The sequence below is a fragment of the Pseudomonas sp. TWP3-2 genome (genome assembly GCF_049897765.1).
Lineage (GTDB): Bacteria > Pseudomonadota > Gammaproteobacteria > Pseudomonadales > Pseudomonadaceae > Aquipseudomonas.
The window spans coordinates 1-14,137 of sequence record NZ_JAFCWW010000011.1 but is presented as its reverse complement, the minus strand read 5'-3'; the positions used below and the strand labels follow the sequence as shown (position 1 = coordinate 14,137).

At 59.7% G+C, this 14,137-nt stretch carries 12 protein-coding genes; 6 read left to right on the top strand and 6 right to left on the bottom strand.

The window, feature by feature from the left end; all coding sequences use genetic code 11:
* Window positions 1–9 precede the first annotated feature (9 nt).
* The 3 genes from ACP7EE_RS17335 to algW all read right to left on the bottom strand — a co-directional run bounded on the left by ACP7EE_RS17335 (window position 10) and on the right by algW (window position 4,093).
* Window positions 10–729: a DUF4198 domain-containing protein gene (locus tag ACP7EE_RS17335; protein ID WP_426235520.1), complete on the bottom strand. Its 720-nt coding sequence runs from the start codon at window positions 727–729 to the stop codon at window positions 10–12.
* A gap of 10 nt (window positions 730–739) precedes the next feature.
* Window positions 740–2,845 (bottom strand): TonB-dependent siderophore receptor, encoded by a 2,106-nt coding sequence (locus ACP7EE_RS17330; RefSeq protein ID WP_426235518.1) that lies wholly within the window; start codon window positions 2,843–2,845, stop codon window positions 740–742.
* A gap of 87 nt (window positions 2,846–2,932) precedes the next feature.
* Window positions 2,933–4,093: a Do family serine endopeptidase AlgW gene (algW, locus tag ACP7EE_RS17325; protein ID WP_426235516.1), complete on the bottom strand. Its 1,161-nt coding sequence runs from the start codon at window positions 4,091–4,093 to the stop codon at window positions 2,933–2,935.
* A 103-nt stretch (window positions 4,094–4,196) separates the two neighbouring features.
* Here algW and ACP7EE_RS17320 point away from each other — a divergent pair, with 103 nt between their 5' ends.
* From ACP7EE_RS17320 to cysN, 3 genes are all read left to right on the top strand, one after another.
* Entirely contained in the window at window positions 4,197–4,955 is a 759-nt protein-coding gene (locus tag ACP7EE_RS17320) for a Nif3-like dinuclear metal center hexameric protein (protein WP_426235514.1), read from the top strand.
* A gap of 136 nt (window positions 4,956–5,091) precedes the next feature.
* On the top strand, window positions 5,092–6,009 hold the full coding sequence (cysD, locus tag ACP7EE_RS17315) for a sulfate adenylyltransferase subunit CysD (protein ID WP_007912374.1): 918 nt from the start codon (window positions 5,092–5,094) through the stop codon (window positions 6,007–6,009).
* A gap of 9 nt (window positions 6,010–6,018) precedes the next feature.
* Window positions 6,019–7,917 carry a sulfate adenylyltransferase subunit CysN gene (cysN, locus tag ACP7EE_RS17310; protein ID WP_426235512.1) on the top strand — a complete coding sequence of 633 codons (1,899 nt, stop codon included), beginning with the start codon at window positions 6,019–6,021 and terminating at the stop codon, window positions 7,915–7,917.
* 211 nt (window positions 7,918–8,128) lie between these two features.
* Here cysN and ACP7EE_RS17305 read toward each other — a convergent pair whose 3' ends face one another.
* The 3 genes from ACP7EE_RS17305 to ACP7EE_RS17295 form a co-directional block, all read right to left on the bottom strand.
* Window positions 8,129–9,034, bottom strand: a complete 906-nt coding sequence (locus ACP7EE_RS17305) for an acyltransferase (RefSeq protein ID WP_426235510.1) — start codon at window positions 9,032–9,034, stop codon at window positions 8,129–8,131.
* Complete coding sequence (gene pta / locus ACP7EE_RS17300; RefSeq protein WP_420647649.1) at window positions 9,035–11,134, bottom strand: phosphate acetyltransferase; 2,100 nt, start codon at window positions 11,132–11,134, stop codon at window positions 9,035–9,037. It lies immediately after the preceding gene.
* 64 nt (window positions 11,135–11,198) lie between these two features.
* Window positions 11,199–11,537 (bottom strand): DUF3565 domain-containing protein, encoded by a 339-nt coding sequence (locus tag ACP7EE_RS17295; RefSeq protein WP_426202506.1) that lies wholly within the window; start codon window positions 11,535–11,537, stop codon window positions 11,199–11,201.
* Between ACP7EE_RS17295 and ACP7EE_RS17290 the strand changes: the two genes are divergently transcribed.
* The 3 genes from ACP7EE_RS17290 (at window position 11,506) to ACP7EE_RS17280 (ending at window position 13,904) form a co-directional block, all read left to right on the top strand.
* Entirely contained in the window at window positions 11,506–11,991 is a 486-nt protein-coding gene (locus tag ACP7EE_RS17290) for an FKBP-type peptidyl-prolyl cis-trans isomerase (RefSeq protein WP_420647651.1), read from the top strand. The genes ACP7EE_RS17295 and ACP7EE_RS17290 overlap by 32 nt on opposite strands.
* Window positions 11,992–12,113: 122 nt before the next feature.
* On the top strand, window positions 12,114–12,596 hold the full coding sequence (locus ACP7EE_RS17285) for a glutathione peroxidase (RefSeq protein WP_420647652.1): 483 nt from the start codon (window positions 12,114–12,116) through the stop codon (window positions 12,594–12,596).
* A gap of 204 nt (window positions 12,597–12,800) precedes the next feature.
* Window positions 12,801–13,904 (top strand): NADH:flavin oxidoreductase, encoded by a 1,104-nt coding sequence (locus tag ACP7EE_RS17280; RefSeq protein ID WP_426235508.1) that lies wholly within the window; start codon window positions 12,801–12,803, stop codon window positions 13,902–13,904.
* Window positions 13,905–14,137 lie beyond the last annotated feature (233 nt).

Here is a 14,137-nt window from a genome sequence, read left to right as displayed (position 1 = left end):
CCTCCACCATCACTCGTGATGAGCCTCCCCCAAAAACGTCAACGAACTAAACAGCCCGCGACTATTAACATCAGGGCTGTCCTTCACCGCCACCTCAACCTGCGCCGCAATCACATTCAACCCTTCATTGCGCACCAACACCTGCGCCCGCCCGTCCTTGTCGGTCTCGGTGCTCAGCGTATTCGGCGCATTGCGATAGTCGCCAATCAACTTGATCCCCGCCGCCGGTTTGCCGTCCAGCAACACCCGCACCGGCAATGAGTTCCCCGGTCCCACGGTGAGCGGATCGACCTCCGGCAGGATCAGCAATTTGATCTGATCCAGCTTGGGCAACTTCGCCCCCGGCTGATAGATCGCCAGGCTGTATTTGAACGTCTCGGTCGCCTCGATTGCGCCCGGCACTTTGCTGCGCCCCTGGTTGATCCACTTCTTGTCTGCCGTTTGCGACCACATGCCATTGTTCAAGGCTACGGCCAGTACTGCTGGGGGCTTTAGGGGTTGCAGGCGCGCATGATCGGGCAGGCGCTGCACGTTGACCGGAATCATCTTGCCGCTGACGTCATACGCCCACGCGCCGCTGATTTTCTGCGCCTTGAACGCGTTGTCTTCGGCGCCGTGGCCGTAGACCACTTCGATATTGCCGCGCCGTTGTTCGGTCCACAGGCCATGGGCCGATGCTTGAGTAGTGAACAACGCAGCGATGATCAATAAGAGTTTGCCGTGGTGCATGGTGACGTCCTTACAGGTTGAGGGTCAGGCTGACGGTGAAGTTGCGCGGCTCGCCGGGATTGACCCAGTAATTGCTGTACGAGCGCTCGTAGTATTTTTCGTCGAACAGGTTGTTCAGATTCAGGCCGACGGTGACGTTGTCGCTGGCCTTGTAATGCGCCAGCAGATCGACGGTGTGATACGCCGGCAACTCGAAATCGCTGCCAGCTTCGCCAGAGCGATCCCCGACATAAGTGAACGCAGCGCCGACGTCCGAGCCGCGCAGGCGGCCGTCCTGAAATTCGTAAACCCCAAGCAAACTGCCGCTGCGCTTGGCCACGCCGAGGATGCGGCTGCCGGCAGGAATTGCTGCATCGCCCTTGGTCACTTCGGCATCGATGTAAGCGAAGGCACCGATCACTCGCACTGCGTCGGTCACTTGCCCGGTCACCTGCAGATCAAAACCCTGACTGCGTGCCTTGCCCATGGCGCGGCTGCTGTCGGTGCCCGGATCGACCGCAAGCACGTTTTCCTTGTCGATATGGAAGAAGGCGAGGGTGCTGCTCAAACGTTCGTCGAACAGTTCGTTCTTGATGCCGATCTCGTAGCCGACGCCTTGTTCCGGGTCGAAGGATTTACCGCCGGCGTCGAGGCCATTGTTCGGTTTGAACGAGGTCGAGGCATTGGCGAACACGCCGGTTTGCGGGGTCAATTGATAGAGCAGGCCGGCGCGTTGCGTCAGTGCATCGTGAGTCTGGCGGCTGCGCGCGTCGCGGGTGTGGTCATCGATGCGTTGATCGAAATGCTCGAAGCGCGCACCGACCATCCCGCGCAGTTTGTCGCTGAAGACTATTTGATCCTGCACATTCAAGGCATGGCTTTCGACGTGCTCGAAGAAGTCAGTGCCCGAACGTGCGCCGTTGGGCTTGGGCTGGCCGTAGACCGGGTTGTAGATGTCGATGGCATACGGGCTGCCAGCGATGGTGGTGACGCGTTCGTCCTTGCGGTAGTTCTCGTACTCGCTGCCGATCAACAACTCGTGCTGCCAACTGCCGACGTCGAATAACCCACGCAATTCCAGTTGAGTAATGCTGTCGTGCCAGTTGTTGTCACGCTCGCGATAGCGGCGATTGACTGTGTGGCCGTCAGCATTCAGTGGCCGCGATTCGGAGGCGAAACCCCAGAGCTTGCCTTCCTTGTAATGGCTGGCGAGGCGCAGTTTCCAGGTGTCATTGAGCTGATGCTCAAGCGCGGCTTGCAGCATGTTGTTGTGGTTGTCGATGTCGCCGTCATTCGGTTCGCCGAGGAAAGTCGAGCGCGAGACACCGCTCCATTTATTGTTCGGCGCAACGATGCCCCGGTCGAACGTCGAGCTGTGGCGCACTATTTCGCTTTCCACCAACAACGACGTATCCGGGTTCAATTGCCAACTGATCGAAGGTGCGACGAATACGCGCTGACTGTCGACGTGATCGCGGAAGCTCTTGTTGTTGTCGACCGCGAGATTGATCCGCGACAGCACATCTCCTTGCTCATCCAGCGGCGTATTGACGTCGAGTGCGGTGCGATAGCGATCCCAACTGCCGGCGCTGGTCTGCAGTGTGGTGAAGGCCTGAGGCTGTGGCTTCTTGCTGACGATGTTTACCGTGCCGCCCGGATCGCCCCGGCCATAGAGGCTGGCGGCAGGGCCTTTGAGCACTTCGATGCGCTCGATGTTGGCCGCGTCCGGCGTGCTCGGGTAACCACGGTTAGCGCTGAAACCGTCCTTGTAAAACTCGGATGTGGTGAAGCCGCGGATGCTGTATTCGTACAGCGTCAGGCCGCCGAAGTTGTTCTGCTTGGACACGCCGCCAGCGAAATCCAGCGCGCGTTCGACGCTGGTACTGCCGAGATCCTTGAGCACGCTGGCGGGTATCACGCTGATGGCTTGCGGAATATCACGGATCGCGGTGTCGGTTTTGGTCGCGCTGGCCGAGCGAGTCGCGCGATAGCCGCTCACCGGGCCGCTCGCGGATTCGTATTCGGAAGTGACGCTGATGGCGTCGAGTTCGAGGGTTTGCGCTTCTTCGGCGAAGGCGGGCTCGCCGAGCAAACCAAGGGTCAGGCCGAGCAGGGAGGCCTTTGTTCGAGACGACATGTTATGTTGTTCCAATTCAGTGATTGAAACAATATAACATGCCTTTTGAGAATGTCTTGTATTCGCGCTCTCGGCGCGAACACAGTCTTACTCGGGGTCTTTTTCCTTTACCGGCGCCGGTGGCGGGCGCAGGCCGATTTCGGCGCTGAGCTTTAGCTCTTTGCCGTTGCGCATGACCTGAATCGTCACCTTGTCGGTCGGTTTTATCCGCGCCACCTGGTTCATCGAGCGCCGACCGTCACCGGCCGGTTCGCCATCGATGCTCAGGATCACGTCGCCCAATTGCAGGCCAGCCTTCTGCGCCGGGCCGTCACGGAAGATCCCCGCCACGACAATCCCCGGACGCCCGGACAAGCCGAACGACTCAGCCAGTTCCTGAGTCAGCGGCTGCACTTCAATCCCGAGCCAGCCACGAATCACCTGACCGTGCTCGATGATCGACTTCATCACTTCCATCGCCAGTTTCACCGGGATGGCAAAACCGATGCCTTGCGAGCCGCCGGACTTGGAGAAGATCGCGGTGTTGATGCCGGTGAGGTTGCCGTTGGCATCCACCAGTGCGCCGCCGGAGTTGCCCGGGTTGATCGCCGCGTCGGTCTGGATGAAGTCTTCGTAGTTGTTCAGGCCCAACTGGTTGCGCCCGGTGGCGCTGATGATGCCCATGGTCACGGTCTGGCCGACACCGAACGGGTTGCCGATGGCCAGTGCGACGTCGCCGATGCGGATGTTGTCCGAGCGCCCGACAGTGATCGACGGCAGGGTTTTCAAATCGATTTTGAGAACAGCGAGGTCGGTTTCCGGATCGCTGCCGATCACACGGGCGAGGGTTTCGCGGCCATCCTTGAGCGCGACAACGATCTGGTCGGCGCCGCTGGTGACGTGGTTGTTGGTCAAGATGTAGCCTTCCGGGCTCATGATCACGCCGGAGCCGAGGCTCGATTCCATGCGCTTCTGCTTCGGCGAATTGTCACCGAAGAACCGGCGGAACTGCGGATCTTCAAACAGCGGATGCGCCGGTTTGGCGATGACCTTGGTGGTGTACAGGTTGACCACCGACGGCGCGGCGATGGTCACCGCGTCCGCATAGGACACCGGCCCCTGCTGCACGCTGGTGGTTTGCGGGGCCTGTTGCAGATTGACGTCAAGGCTCGGCAGCCCCACCCACTGCGGGTATCGCTGAATAATCAACAGAGCGATAAGCACACCGGCCAACAGCGGCCAGCCGAAAAAACGCAGCGCCTTGAACATTAAGCACGTCCTGGAAAGGTTGCAGGCGAAGTCAGACCGCCCATAATGACGCGCATTATACGAGGCCGCGCGTGCCTCTGAACGGGATATTTAGGAGTCTTTCATGGCCGTCGCTTTGAGCACCCTGGTCGAGGAAGCCGACCGTTACCTCGCCAGTGCAAAAATTGCCGATTACTGCCCGAATGGCCTGCAGGTCGAGGGCCGTCCGCAAGTAATGCGCATTGTCAGCGGCGTCACCGCCAGCCAGGCGTTGCTCGATGCCGCGGTCGAGGCGCAAGCCGATCTGGTGCTGGTGCATCACGGTTACTTCTGGAAAGGCGAGAACCCATGCATCACCGGCATGAAGCAGCGCCGCTTGAAGACGCTGCTCAAGCACGACATTAGCCTGCTCGCCTATCACCTGCCGCTGGACCTGCATCCGGAGGTCGGTAACAACGTGCAGTTGGCGCGTCAGTTGGACATCACCGTCGAAGGGCCGCTGGATCCAAACAATCTGAAGATTGTCGGTCTGGTTGGCTCATTGAAAGAGCCGATGACCTCAAGGGATTTCGCCCGTCGCGTGCAGGAGGTCATGGGCCGCGAGCCGCTGTTGATTGAAGGCAGCGGGATGATTCGTCGGGTCGGCTGGTGCACCGGTGGTGGTCAGGGTTACATCGATCAGGGCATCGCTGCTGGCGTCGATCTGTTCCTCAGCGGCGAAGCCTCCGAGCAAACCTTCCACAGCGCCCGCGAGAATGACATCAGCTTCATCGCCGCCGGTCATCACGCCACCGAACGCTACGGCGTGCAGGCGCTGGGCGACTATCTGGCCAAGCGTTTCGCCGTCGAGCATATCTTCATCGATTGCCCGAATCCGATCTGAGCAGCCAAACGGGCGGGCATATTGATATACCCTTTCGATCTAGTTCACGTCCTGATTAGAAGCAGGCCGCTGTGCTAGGATTCCCCGCTCGAACACGGCCCGCTGGCCGTTCATAAGAAAGCTTTCGTGAGTAGCCATGGTCGACAAACTGACGCATCTGAAACAGCTGGAGGCGGAAAGCATCCACATCATCCGCGAGGTGGCAGCCGAGTTCGATAACCCGGTGATGCTGTACTCCATCGGTAAAGACTCCGCCGTGATGCTGCACCTGGCACGCAAGGCGTTCTTCCCGGGCAAACTGCCGTTTCCGGTGATGCACGTCGACACTCGCTGGAAATTCCAGGAGATGTACAAGTTCCGCGACAAGATGGTCGAAGAACTGGGCCTGGACTTGATCACCCACATCAACCCGGACGGTGTGGCGCAGAACATCAACCCGTTCACCCACGGCAGCGCCAAGCACACCGACATCATGAAAACCGAGGGCCTGAAACAGGCGCTCGACAAGCATGGTTTCGACGCTGCATTCGGCGGTGCCCGTCGTGATGAAGAGAAATCCCGTGCCAAAGAGCGCGTGTACTCGTTCCGCGACAGCAAGCACCGTTGGGATCCGAAAAACCAGCGCCCGGAGCTGTGGAACGTCTACAACGGCAAGGTCAACAAGGGCGAATCCATTCGTGTGTTCCCGTTGTCGAACTGGACCGAGCTGGACATCTGGCAGTACATCTATCTCGAAGGCATCCCGATTGTGCCGCTGTATTTCGCAGCCGAGCGCGAAGTGATCGAGAAGAACGGCACGCTGATCATGATCGACGACGAGCGCATCCTCGAGCACCTGTCCGATGAAGACAAGGCGCGTATCGTCAAAAAGAAAGTGCGTTTCCGTACCCTTGGTTGCTACCCGTTGACGGGCGCAGTGGAGTCCGAGGCCGAAAGCCTGACGGACATCATTCAGGAAATGCTCCTGACGCGAACTTCCGAGCGCCAGGGCCGGGTCATCGACCACGATGGCGCAGGCTCTATGGAAGACAAAAAACGTCAGGGTTATTTCTAAGGGGTTGTCATGTCGCACGTATCTGATTTGATCAGCGAGGACATCCTCGCCTACCTGGGCCAGCACGAACGTAAAGAGCTGCTGCGCTTTTTGACCTGCGGTAACGTCGATGACGGCAAGAGCACCCTGATCGGGCGCCTGCTGCACGACTCGAAAATGATCTACGAAGATCACCTCGAAGCGATTACCCGCGACTCGAAAAAAGTCGGCACCACTGGCGAAGACATCGACCTGGCATTGCTGGTCGATGGCCTGCAGGCCGAGCGTGAGCAGGGCATCACCATCGATGTCGCTTACCGCTATTTCTCCACCGCCAAACGCAAATTCATCATCGCCGACACGCCGGGCCATGAGCAGTACACCCGCAACATGGCCACTGGTGCGTCCACCTGTGACCTGGCGATCATCCTGGTCGACGCGCGTTACGGTGTGCAGACCCAGACTCGTCGCCACAGCTTCATCGCCTCGTTGCTCGGCATCAAACACATCGTGGTCGCCATCAACAAGATGGACTTGAAAGGCTTCGACCAGGGTGTGTTTGAAGAGATCAAGGCTGACTACCTGAAGTTCGCCGAAGGCTTGAAGCTCAAGCCGACGAGCATGCACTTCGTGCCGATGTCGGCGCTGAAGGGCGACAACGTGGTGAACAAATCCGAGCGCTCGCCGTGGTACACCGGCCAGTCGCTGATGGAAATTCTCGAGACCGTGGAAGTGGCGGGCGATCGCAACTTCACCGACCTGCGTTTCCCGGTGCAGTACGTCAACCGTCCGAACCTGAACTTCCGTGGTTTCGCCGGCACCCTCGCCAGCGGCATCGTCAAGAAGGGCGACGAAGTTGTTGTCCTGCCGTCGGGCAAGAGCAGCCGCGTGAAATCCATCGTCACCTTCGACGGTGAACTGGAACACGCAGGTCCAGGTCAAGCGGTGACGCTGACCATGGAAGACGAGATCGACATCTCCCGTGGCGACCTGTTGGTCCACGCCGACAACGTGCCACCGGTCACCGATAGCTTCGAAGCGATGCTGGTGTGGATGGCTGAAGAGCCGATGCTGCCGGGCAAGAAATACGACATCAAACGCGCCACCAGTTACGTGCCGGGCTCGATTGCCAGCATCGTCAACAAGGTCGACGTCAACACCCTCGAAGAAGGCCCGGCGAGCGCGTTGCAGCTCAACGAAATCGGCAAGGTCAGGATCGCGCTCGATGCGCCGATCGCCCTCGACGGTTACGAAAGCAACCGCACCACTGGCGCGTTCATCATCATCGATCGTTTGACCAACGGCACCGTCGGCGCCGGCATGATCGTCGCTCAGCCATTGACTCACGGCACCGCGACGCACCACGGCAAACTGGCGCACGTAGCAACTGAGGAACGCGCTCAGCGCTTTGGCCAGCAGCCGGCGACTGTGCTGTTCAGCGGCTTGTCGGGCGCCGGCAAAAGCACGCTGGCCTACGCGGTCGAACGCAAGTTGTTCGACCTCGGTCGTGCGGTGTTCGTGCTGGATGGCCAGAACCTGCGCCATGACCTGAACAAGGGGCTGCCACAGGATCGCGCCGGCCGTACCGAAAACTGGAGCCGTGCTGCGCACGTGGCGCGTCAGTTCAACGAGGCCGGTCTGCTGACGCTGGCGGCATTCGTTGCACCGAGCGCTGAAGGTCGCGAGCAGGCCAAGGATCTGATCGGCAAGGAGCGTCTGTTGACGGTCTACGTTCAGGCCTCACCAGCCGTTTGCGCCGAGCGTGATCCGCAAGGACTGTACGCCGCAGGTGGTGACAACATCCCGGGCGAATCCTTCCCGTACGACGTGCCGCTGGACGCCGATCTGGTGATCGACACCCAGTCGCTGTCGCTGGAAGACAGCGTCAAGCAAGTGCTCGATCTGCTGCGCAAGCGTGGCGCGATCTAAGCGTTAGCCGCAAACTGAAAAACCCGCCGATGAGTAATCATCGGCGGGTTTTTTATTGCCCTTGAGACCGCCATCGCTGGCAAGTCGAATCGTCGCACCGCAGCTCCCACAGGTTTCTCGGTCGTACACAAAATTTGTGTTCGCTGAAACTTACTGTGGGAGCTGCGGTGCGACGATTCGACTTGCCAGCGATGAGGCCCGGACAGACGCCTCAAGACTTCGCTGGATACTCGCGGTGCATCTGCGCAAGCAACGCATCCTTGTCCTGCCACAGCTGGTTGATCCAGCCCTGGAATTGCAGGCGGTACTCGCCGTCCTGATCGTAGTTCTTGCCGATGAATGCAGGCGGAATCTTCAGCTCTTCAAAGTGCACCACCACGTCACGCACATTGCCGCACAGCAAGTCCCAATAACCCGGACGCCCGCCCGGATAATGGATGGTCACATTGACGATCGACTCCAGCTGTTCACCCATCGCATCGAGCACAAACGCAATACCGCCAGCCTTGGGCTTGAGCAAATATTTGAACGGCGACTTCTGCTGCGCATGCTTGCCCTCGGTGAAGCGCGTGCCTTCGACAAAGTTGAAAATCCCCACCGGGTTATTGCGAAATTTCGCGCAAGTCTTGCGCGTGGTTTCGAGGTCTTTGCCTTTCTTCTCCGGGTGCTTTTCCAGGTACGCCTTGGAGTAGCGTTTCATGAACGGAAAGCCCAGCGCCCACCACGCCAGACCGATCACCGGGACCCAGATCAGCTCTTGCTTGAGGAAGAATTTCAGCGGCTGGATTCGTCGGTTAAGCACATACTGCAACACCATGATGTCGACCCAGCTCTGGTGGTTGCTGGTGATCAGGTACGAGTGCTGATAGTCCAGGCCTTGCAAGCCGCTGAGGTGCCAGCGGGTGCGGCAGACCAGATTCATCCAGGCTTTGTTGTTGCTGATCCAGGCTTCGTGAGTGTGGCCCATCAGCCAGCGCGTGAAGCGCTGGGCGAGGGCGAACGGCAGCACCTTGAACAGCGCCACCAGAAACAGGAACGAGCACAGCAGAATAGTGTTCAGTGCCAGCAGCAGTGCGGCGATCACGCCGCGTAACGGGGCAGGGAGAAAGGCCAGCATTTATACATCCATAGGTCGGTTGGCGGCTTGAATCGCGGTCAGGGCGATGGTGTAGACGATGTCATCGACCTGCGCACCGCGCGGCAGATCGTTCACCGGTTTGCGCAGGCCTTGCAGCATCGGCCCGAGGCTGACGCAGTCGGCGCTGCGCTGCACGGCTTTGTGCGTGGTGTTGCCGGTATTCAGGTCGGGGAACACGAACACCGTGGCGCGACCGGCCACCTGGCTGTTCGGCGCCAGTTGTCGGGCGACGGTTTCGTTGGCGGCGGCATCGTACTGCAGCGGGCCGTCGATCAGCAGCGAGTGCTGTTGCTCGTGCGCCAGCAGGGTCGCCTCGCGGACTTTCTCGACTTCTTCACCACTGGCCGAATCACCGCTGGAATAGCTGATCATCGCCACGCGCGGGGTGATGCCGAACGCGGCCGCCGAGTCGGCGCTTTGCAGGGCAATCTCCGCCAGTTCGATAGCACTCGGGTGCGGGTTCATCACGCAGTCGCCGTAGACCAGCACTTCTTCGGGAAACAGCATGAAGAACACCGATGACACCAGCGTGCAGCCCGGCGCGGTTTTAATCAGCTGCAAGGCCGGGCGGATGGTGTTGGCGGTGGAGTGAATGACCCCGGACACCAGCCCGTCTACTTCATCAAGTGCGAGCATCATGGTGCCGATTACCACGGTGTCTTCGAGTTGCTGTTCGGCCATCGGCGCGTTGAGACTTTTGCTCTTGCGCAGCGATACCATCGGTTCGACGTAGCGTTCGCGGATCAGGTCCGGATCAAGAATCTCCAGGCCTTCCGGCAGCTCAATGCCTTGGGCACGCGCCACCGCTTGCACGTCTTCCGGTTTCGCCAGCAGCACGCAACGGGCAATGCCGCGCGCCTGACAGATCGCCGCCGCCTGCACGGTCAACGGCTCGCTGCCCTCCGGCAGAACAATGCGTTTGTTCGCCGCTTGGGCGCGTTGAATCAGTTGATAGCGAAACACCGCTGGCGACAGGCGCATCTCGCGCGGTGTGCCGCAACGCTGGTGCAGCCAGTTGGCGTCGAGGTGGCTGGCGACGAAATCGGTGATGATCTCGGCGCGCTCGCGGTCATCGATCGGGATTTCCTTGTTCAGGCCATTGAGCTGATTGGCGGTGTCGTAGGAGCCGGTGCTCACCGACAACACCGGCAAACCGGCCTGCAACGCGCCCCGGCACAGATCCATGATGCGCGGATCGGGCAGGGTGTCACTGGTCAGTAGCAGGCCAGCCAACGGCACGCCGTTCATCGCGGCGAGGCTGACGGCGAGGATGATGTCGTCGCGGTCACCCGGCGTCACCACCAGCACGCCGGGCTTGAGCAGCTCGACCGTGTTGCGCATGGTGCGCGCGCAGATGATGATTTTGGTCATGCGCCGGGTTTCGTAGTCGCCCGCATTGAGCACTTGCGCGTTCATCAGATCAGCGACGTCGCGGGTGCGCGGCGCATTGAGTTCCGGCTGAAACGGAATGCAGCCGAGCAGGCGGAAATCACCGCTGCGCAGCAATGGCGAATGCTCTTTCAGACGTGTGGCGAAGGCCTCCATGCTCTCATCGGTCTTGACCTTGTTGAGAATCACGCCGAGGACTTTCGGGTCTTTCGGTCCGCCGAACAGTTGTGCCTGCAACTCGACGCGCCCGGACAGCTCGGTCAGCACTTCGTTTTCCGGCGCCGAAACCAGAATCACCTCGGCATCCAGGCTTTTCGCCAGATGCAGATTGACCCGTGCGGCATAGCTGGCGCTGCGAGTCGGCACCATGCCTTCAACGATCAGCACGTCTTTGCCGATGGCAGCCTGCTGATAAAGAGTGATGATTTCTTCCAGCAACTCGTCGAGCTGACCGTCGCCGAGCATGCGCTCGACATGCGCCAGACCCAGCGGCTGCGGCGGCTTCAGGCCGTGGGTGCGTGCCACCAGTTCGGTGGAACGTTCAGGGCCGGTGTCGCCTGGATGCGGCTGGGCAATCGGCTTGAAGAAACCGACTTTCAGCCCGGCCCGCTCAAGCGTGCGTACCAGCCCGAGGCTGATCGAGGTCAGACCCACACCAAAATCGGTGGGCGCGATAAAAAAAGTTTGCATGCGGATTCTCTAAGGGAGCGCAATGGCGATCAGCTTTCTATGACCTATGCCGATCTGCCGAAATTCAGTCGCCAAGGTTAGCGCTAACCGAGCCTTGTGCGCACCAACCGCAAGCAAAGGGTTGGCCTATTTTTTCAATACGCTGCGCCGGGTCGAGCACCCAGGCCCGCGATTGCCACGGTGGCTGGTGGCGCAGGTGTTGTGTGTGGCCGCAAGACAGTTCGACGACCCAGTGGCCATCCTCGTCCTGATGGAAGCCGGTGATCGTCGCAGGCGCCAATCCGCCCCGTTTGTCCGGGTTCTGTTCGCTTTCGGGCAAATCCTTGTTTAGACTTGTCCGTTCTTCATTCTTCTGCAAAAGGTCTCGCCCCATGCTGATCGCCGCCAATAAGGCTGTCTCCATCGACTATACCCTGACCAACGACGCTGGTGAGGTCATCGACAGCTCCGCCGGCGGCGCTCCGCTGGTCTACCTGCATGGCGCAGGCAACATCATTCCAGGTCTGGAAAAAGCCCTGGAAGGCAAAACCGTTGGTGACGAACTGCAAGTTGCCGTCGAGCCGGAAGATGCTTACGGCGAATACGCCGCCGAACTGGTCAGCACTCTGAGCCGCAGCATGTTCGAAGGTGTTGACGAGCTGGAAGTCGGCATGCAGTTCCACGCTTCGGCGCCGGACGGCCAGATGCAGATCGTGACCATCCGTGACCTCGACGGCGACGACGTCACCGTTGACGGCAACCACCCGTTGGCCGGTCAGCGTCTGAACTTCAAAGTGAAGGTCATCGACATCCGTGACGCCAGCCAGGAAGAAGTGGCTCATGGTCACGTGCATGGCGAAGGTGGCCATCAGCACTGATTTCTGCGCTAAGCTCAGAGAACTGGAGAGGCGCCCGAGGGGCGCCTTTTTAGTCCGCGGCTGTCCTTGGTGGCCTCGCCAAGTGGCTGTTTCGAGTAGAAAACGGGAATCTGGAGTTCGTCATGAGTGCTTTTCACGACCTTAAGTTGACAGCCCTGGATGGTCAGGAGCTACCGCTGGCACCCTTCAAGGGCCAAGTCGTGCTGGTGGTCAACGTCGCCTCCAAATGCGGCTTGACCCCACAGTACGCGGCGCTGGAAAACCTTTATCAGCAATACAAAGGCAAAGGCTTCGCCGTGCTGGGCCTGCCGTGCAACCAGTTTGCCGGTCAGGAGCCAGGCTCCGAGAAAGAGATTTCGGAGTTCTGCAGCCTTAACTATGGCGTGAGTTTTCCGTTGTCGAGCAAGCTCGAAGTCAACGGCCACGAGCGTCATCAGCTGTACCGTCTGCTGGCGGGCGAGGGCGCGGAGTTTCCCGGTGACATCACCTGGAACTTCGAAAAGTTTCTGCTCGGCAAGGACGGCCGCGTGCTGGCCCGGTTCTCGCCGCGCACGGCGCCGGATGATCCTACGGTCATCGCGGCTATCGAAAAAGCGCTGAGCTGAAGCGTCAGATCAAGATCAAAAGATCGTCCGAACGCGGCCCGAGCCTGCGGCAGCTCCTACAAATATCCATGTAGGAGCTGCCGCAGGCTGCGATCTTTTGCTTTGTGGCTTTTGAATCTAAATCACCCAAATCAATAGTGCTGTTCAACGGTCTCGGGCATCCATATTATCGCCGTCATAAAGCCATCCCTGTGGAGCTTCCCGATGCCCGTTCAAGCGCTGTTCAAACCGTTCCACCTCGGTACTCTCGAACTGCCGACCCGTGTGGTCATGGCGCCAATGACCCGCTCGTTTTCTCCGGGTGGCGTGCCCAATTCCAAAGTCATCGAATACTACCGTCGGCGCGCGGCGGCCGGCGTTGGCCTGATCATCACTGAGGGCACCACTGTCGGCCATCAGGCTTCCAACGGCTACCCGAACGTGCCGCACTTCTACGGTGAAGCTGCGTTGGCTGGCTGGAAGAAAGTCGTCGATGCAGTGCATGCCGAGGGCGGCAAGATCGTTCCGCAACTGTGGCACGTCGGCAGCGTGCGCCGCATCGGCACCGAGCCGGATGCGAGCGTGCCGGGTTATGGCCCGTCGGAAAAACTCAAGGACGGCCAGGTCGTTGTGCACGGCATGACCAAACAGGACATTAAGGAGGTGGTCGCCGCGTTCGCCCAGGCTGCCAAAGATGCGCAGAGCATTGGCATGGACGGCGTGGAAATCCATGGCGCTCACGGTTATCTGGTCGACCAGTTCTTCTGGGAAGGCAGCAACCAGCGGACGGATGAATACGGCGGCAGCCTGGCCAACCGTTCGCGTTTCGCCATTGAGCTGATTCAAGCCGTGCGTGCGGCAGTTGGTGAAGGTTTCCCGATCATCTTCCGTTTCTCGCAGTGGAAGCAGCAGGACTACACCGCGCGTCTGGTGCAGACCCCGGAAGCACTGGGTGAATTCCTCAAGCCTTTGTCTGACGCAGGCGTGGACATTTTCCACTGCTCGACACGGCGTTTCTGGGAGCCTGAGTTTGAAGGATCCGACCTGAACCTCGCTGGCTGGACGCGCAAACTGACCGGTAAGCCGACTATTACCGTGGGCAGCGTTGGCCTCGATGGCGAATTCCTGCAATTCATGGTCAACACTGACAAGGTCGCCCAGCCGGCCAGTCTGGAAAACCTGCTGACACGTTTGAACAATGACGAGTTCGATCTGGTGGCGGTAGGGCGCGCACTGCTGGTGGATCCGGACTGGGCGCTGAAAGTCCGCGAAGGCCGCGAGCAGGATATTCTGCCGTTCAGCCGTGAGGCGTTGATGACGCTGGTTTAACCGGCGTTCTCACCGACGCCATCGCTGGCAAGCCAGCTCCCACAGGTTTCAAGGGTGTTCACAAAACAGGTGTTCACTGGAGATCCCTGTGGGAGCTGGCTTGCCAGCGATGACCATTGGTATCTACACATCTCCCGATCCTGGTCTATAAAGGGACGGCATGGATATCAAATGACTGGGCTAGATGCCCGCCTGATAAAACGATACGACGAGTTAGTCATGGGACACAGTAA

Coding starts and splice junctions, on each gene's coding strand:
- cysN (WP_426235512.1), top strand. CDS start 6,019: ATGTCGCACGTATCTGATTTGATCAGCGAGGACATCCTCGCCTACCTG.
- ACP7EE_RS17305 (WP_426235510.1), bottom strand. CDS start 9,034: ATGCTGGCCTTTCTCCCTGCCCCGTTACGCGGCGTGATCGCCGCACTG.
- ACP7EE_RS17335 (WP_426235520.1), bottom strand. CDS start 729: ATGCACCACGGCAAACTCTTATTGATCATCGCTGCGTTGTTCACTACT.
- pta (WP_420647649.1), bottom strand. CDS start 11,134: ATGCAAACTTTTTTTATCGCGCCCACCGATTTTGGTGTGGGTCTGACC.
- ACP7EE_RS17330 (WP_426235518.1), bottom strand. CDS start 2,845: ATGTCGTCTCGAACAAAGGCCTCCCTGCTCGGCCTGACCCTTGGTTTG.
- ACP7EE_RS17295 (WP_426202506.1), bottom strand. CDS start 11,537: ATGGAGACAGCCTTATTGGCGGCGATCAGCATGGGGCGAGACCTTTTG.
- ACP7EE_RS17290 (WP_420647651.1), top strand. CDS start 11,506: ATGCTGATCGCCGCCAATAAGGCTGTCTCCATCGACTATACCCTGACC.
- ACP7EE_RS17285 (WP_420647652.1), top strand. CDS start 12,114: ATGAGTGCTTTTCACGACCTTAAGTTGACAGCCCTGGATGGTCAGGAG.
- ACP7EE_RS17320 (WP_426235514.1), top strand. CDS start 4,197: ATGGCCGTCGCTTTGAGCACCCTGGTCGAGGAAGCCGACCGTTACCTC.
- algW (WP_426235516.1), bottom strand. CDS start 4,093: ATGTTCAAGGCGCTGCGTTTTTTCGGCTGGCCGCTGTTGGCCGGTGTG.
- cysD (WP_007912374.1), top strand. CDS start 5,092: ATGGTCGACAAACTGACGCATCTGAAACAGCTGGAGGCGGAAAGCATC.
- ACP7EE_RS17280 (WP_426235508.1), top strand. CDS start 12,801: ATGCCCGTTCAAGCGCTGTTCAAACCGTTCCACCTCGGTACTCTCGAA.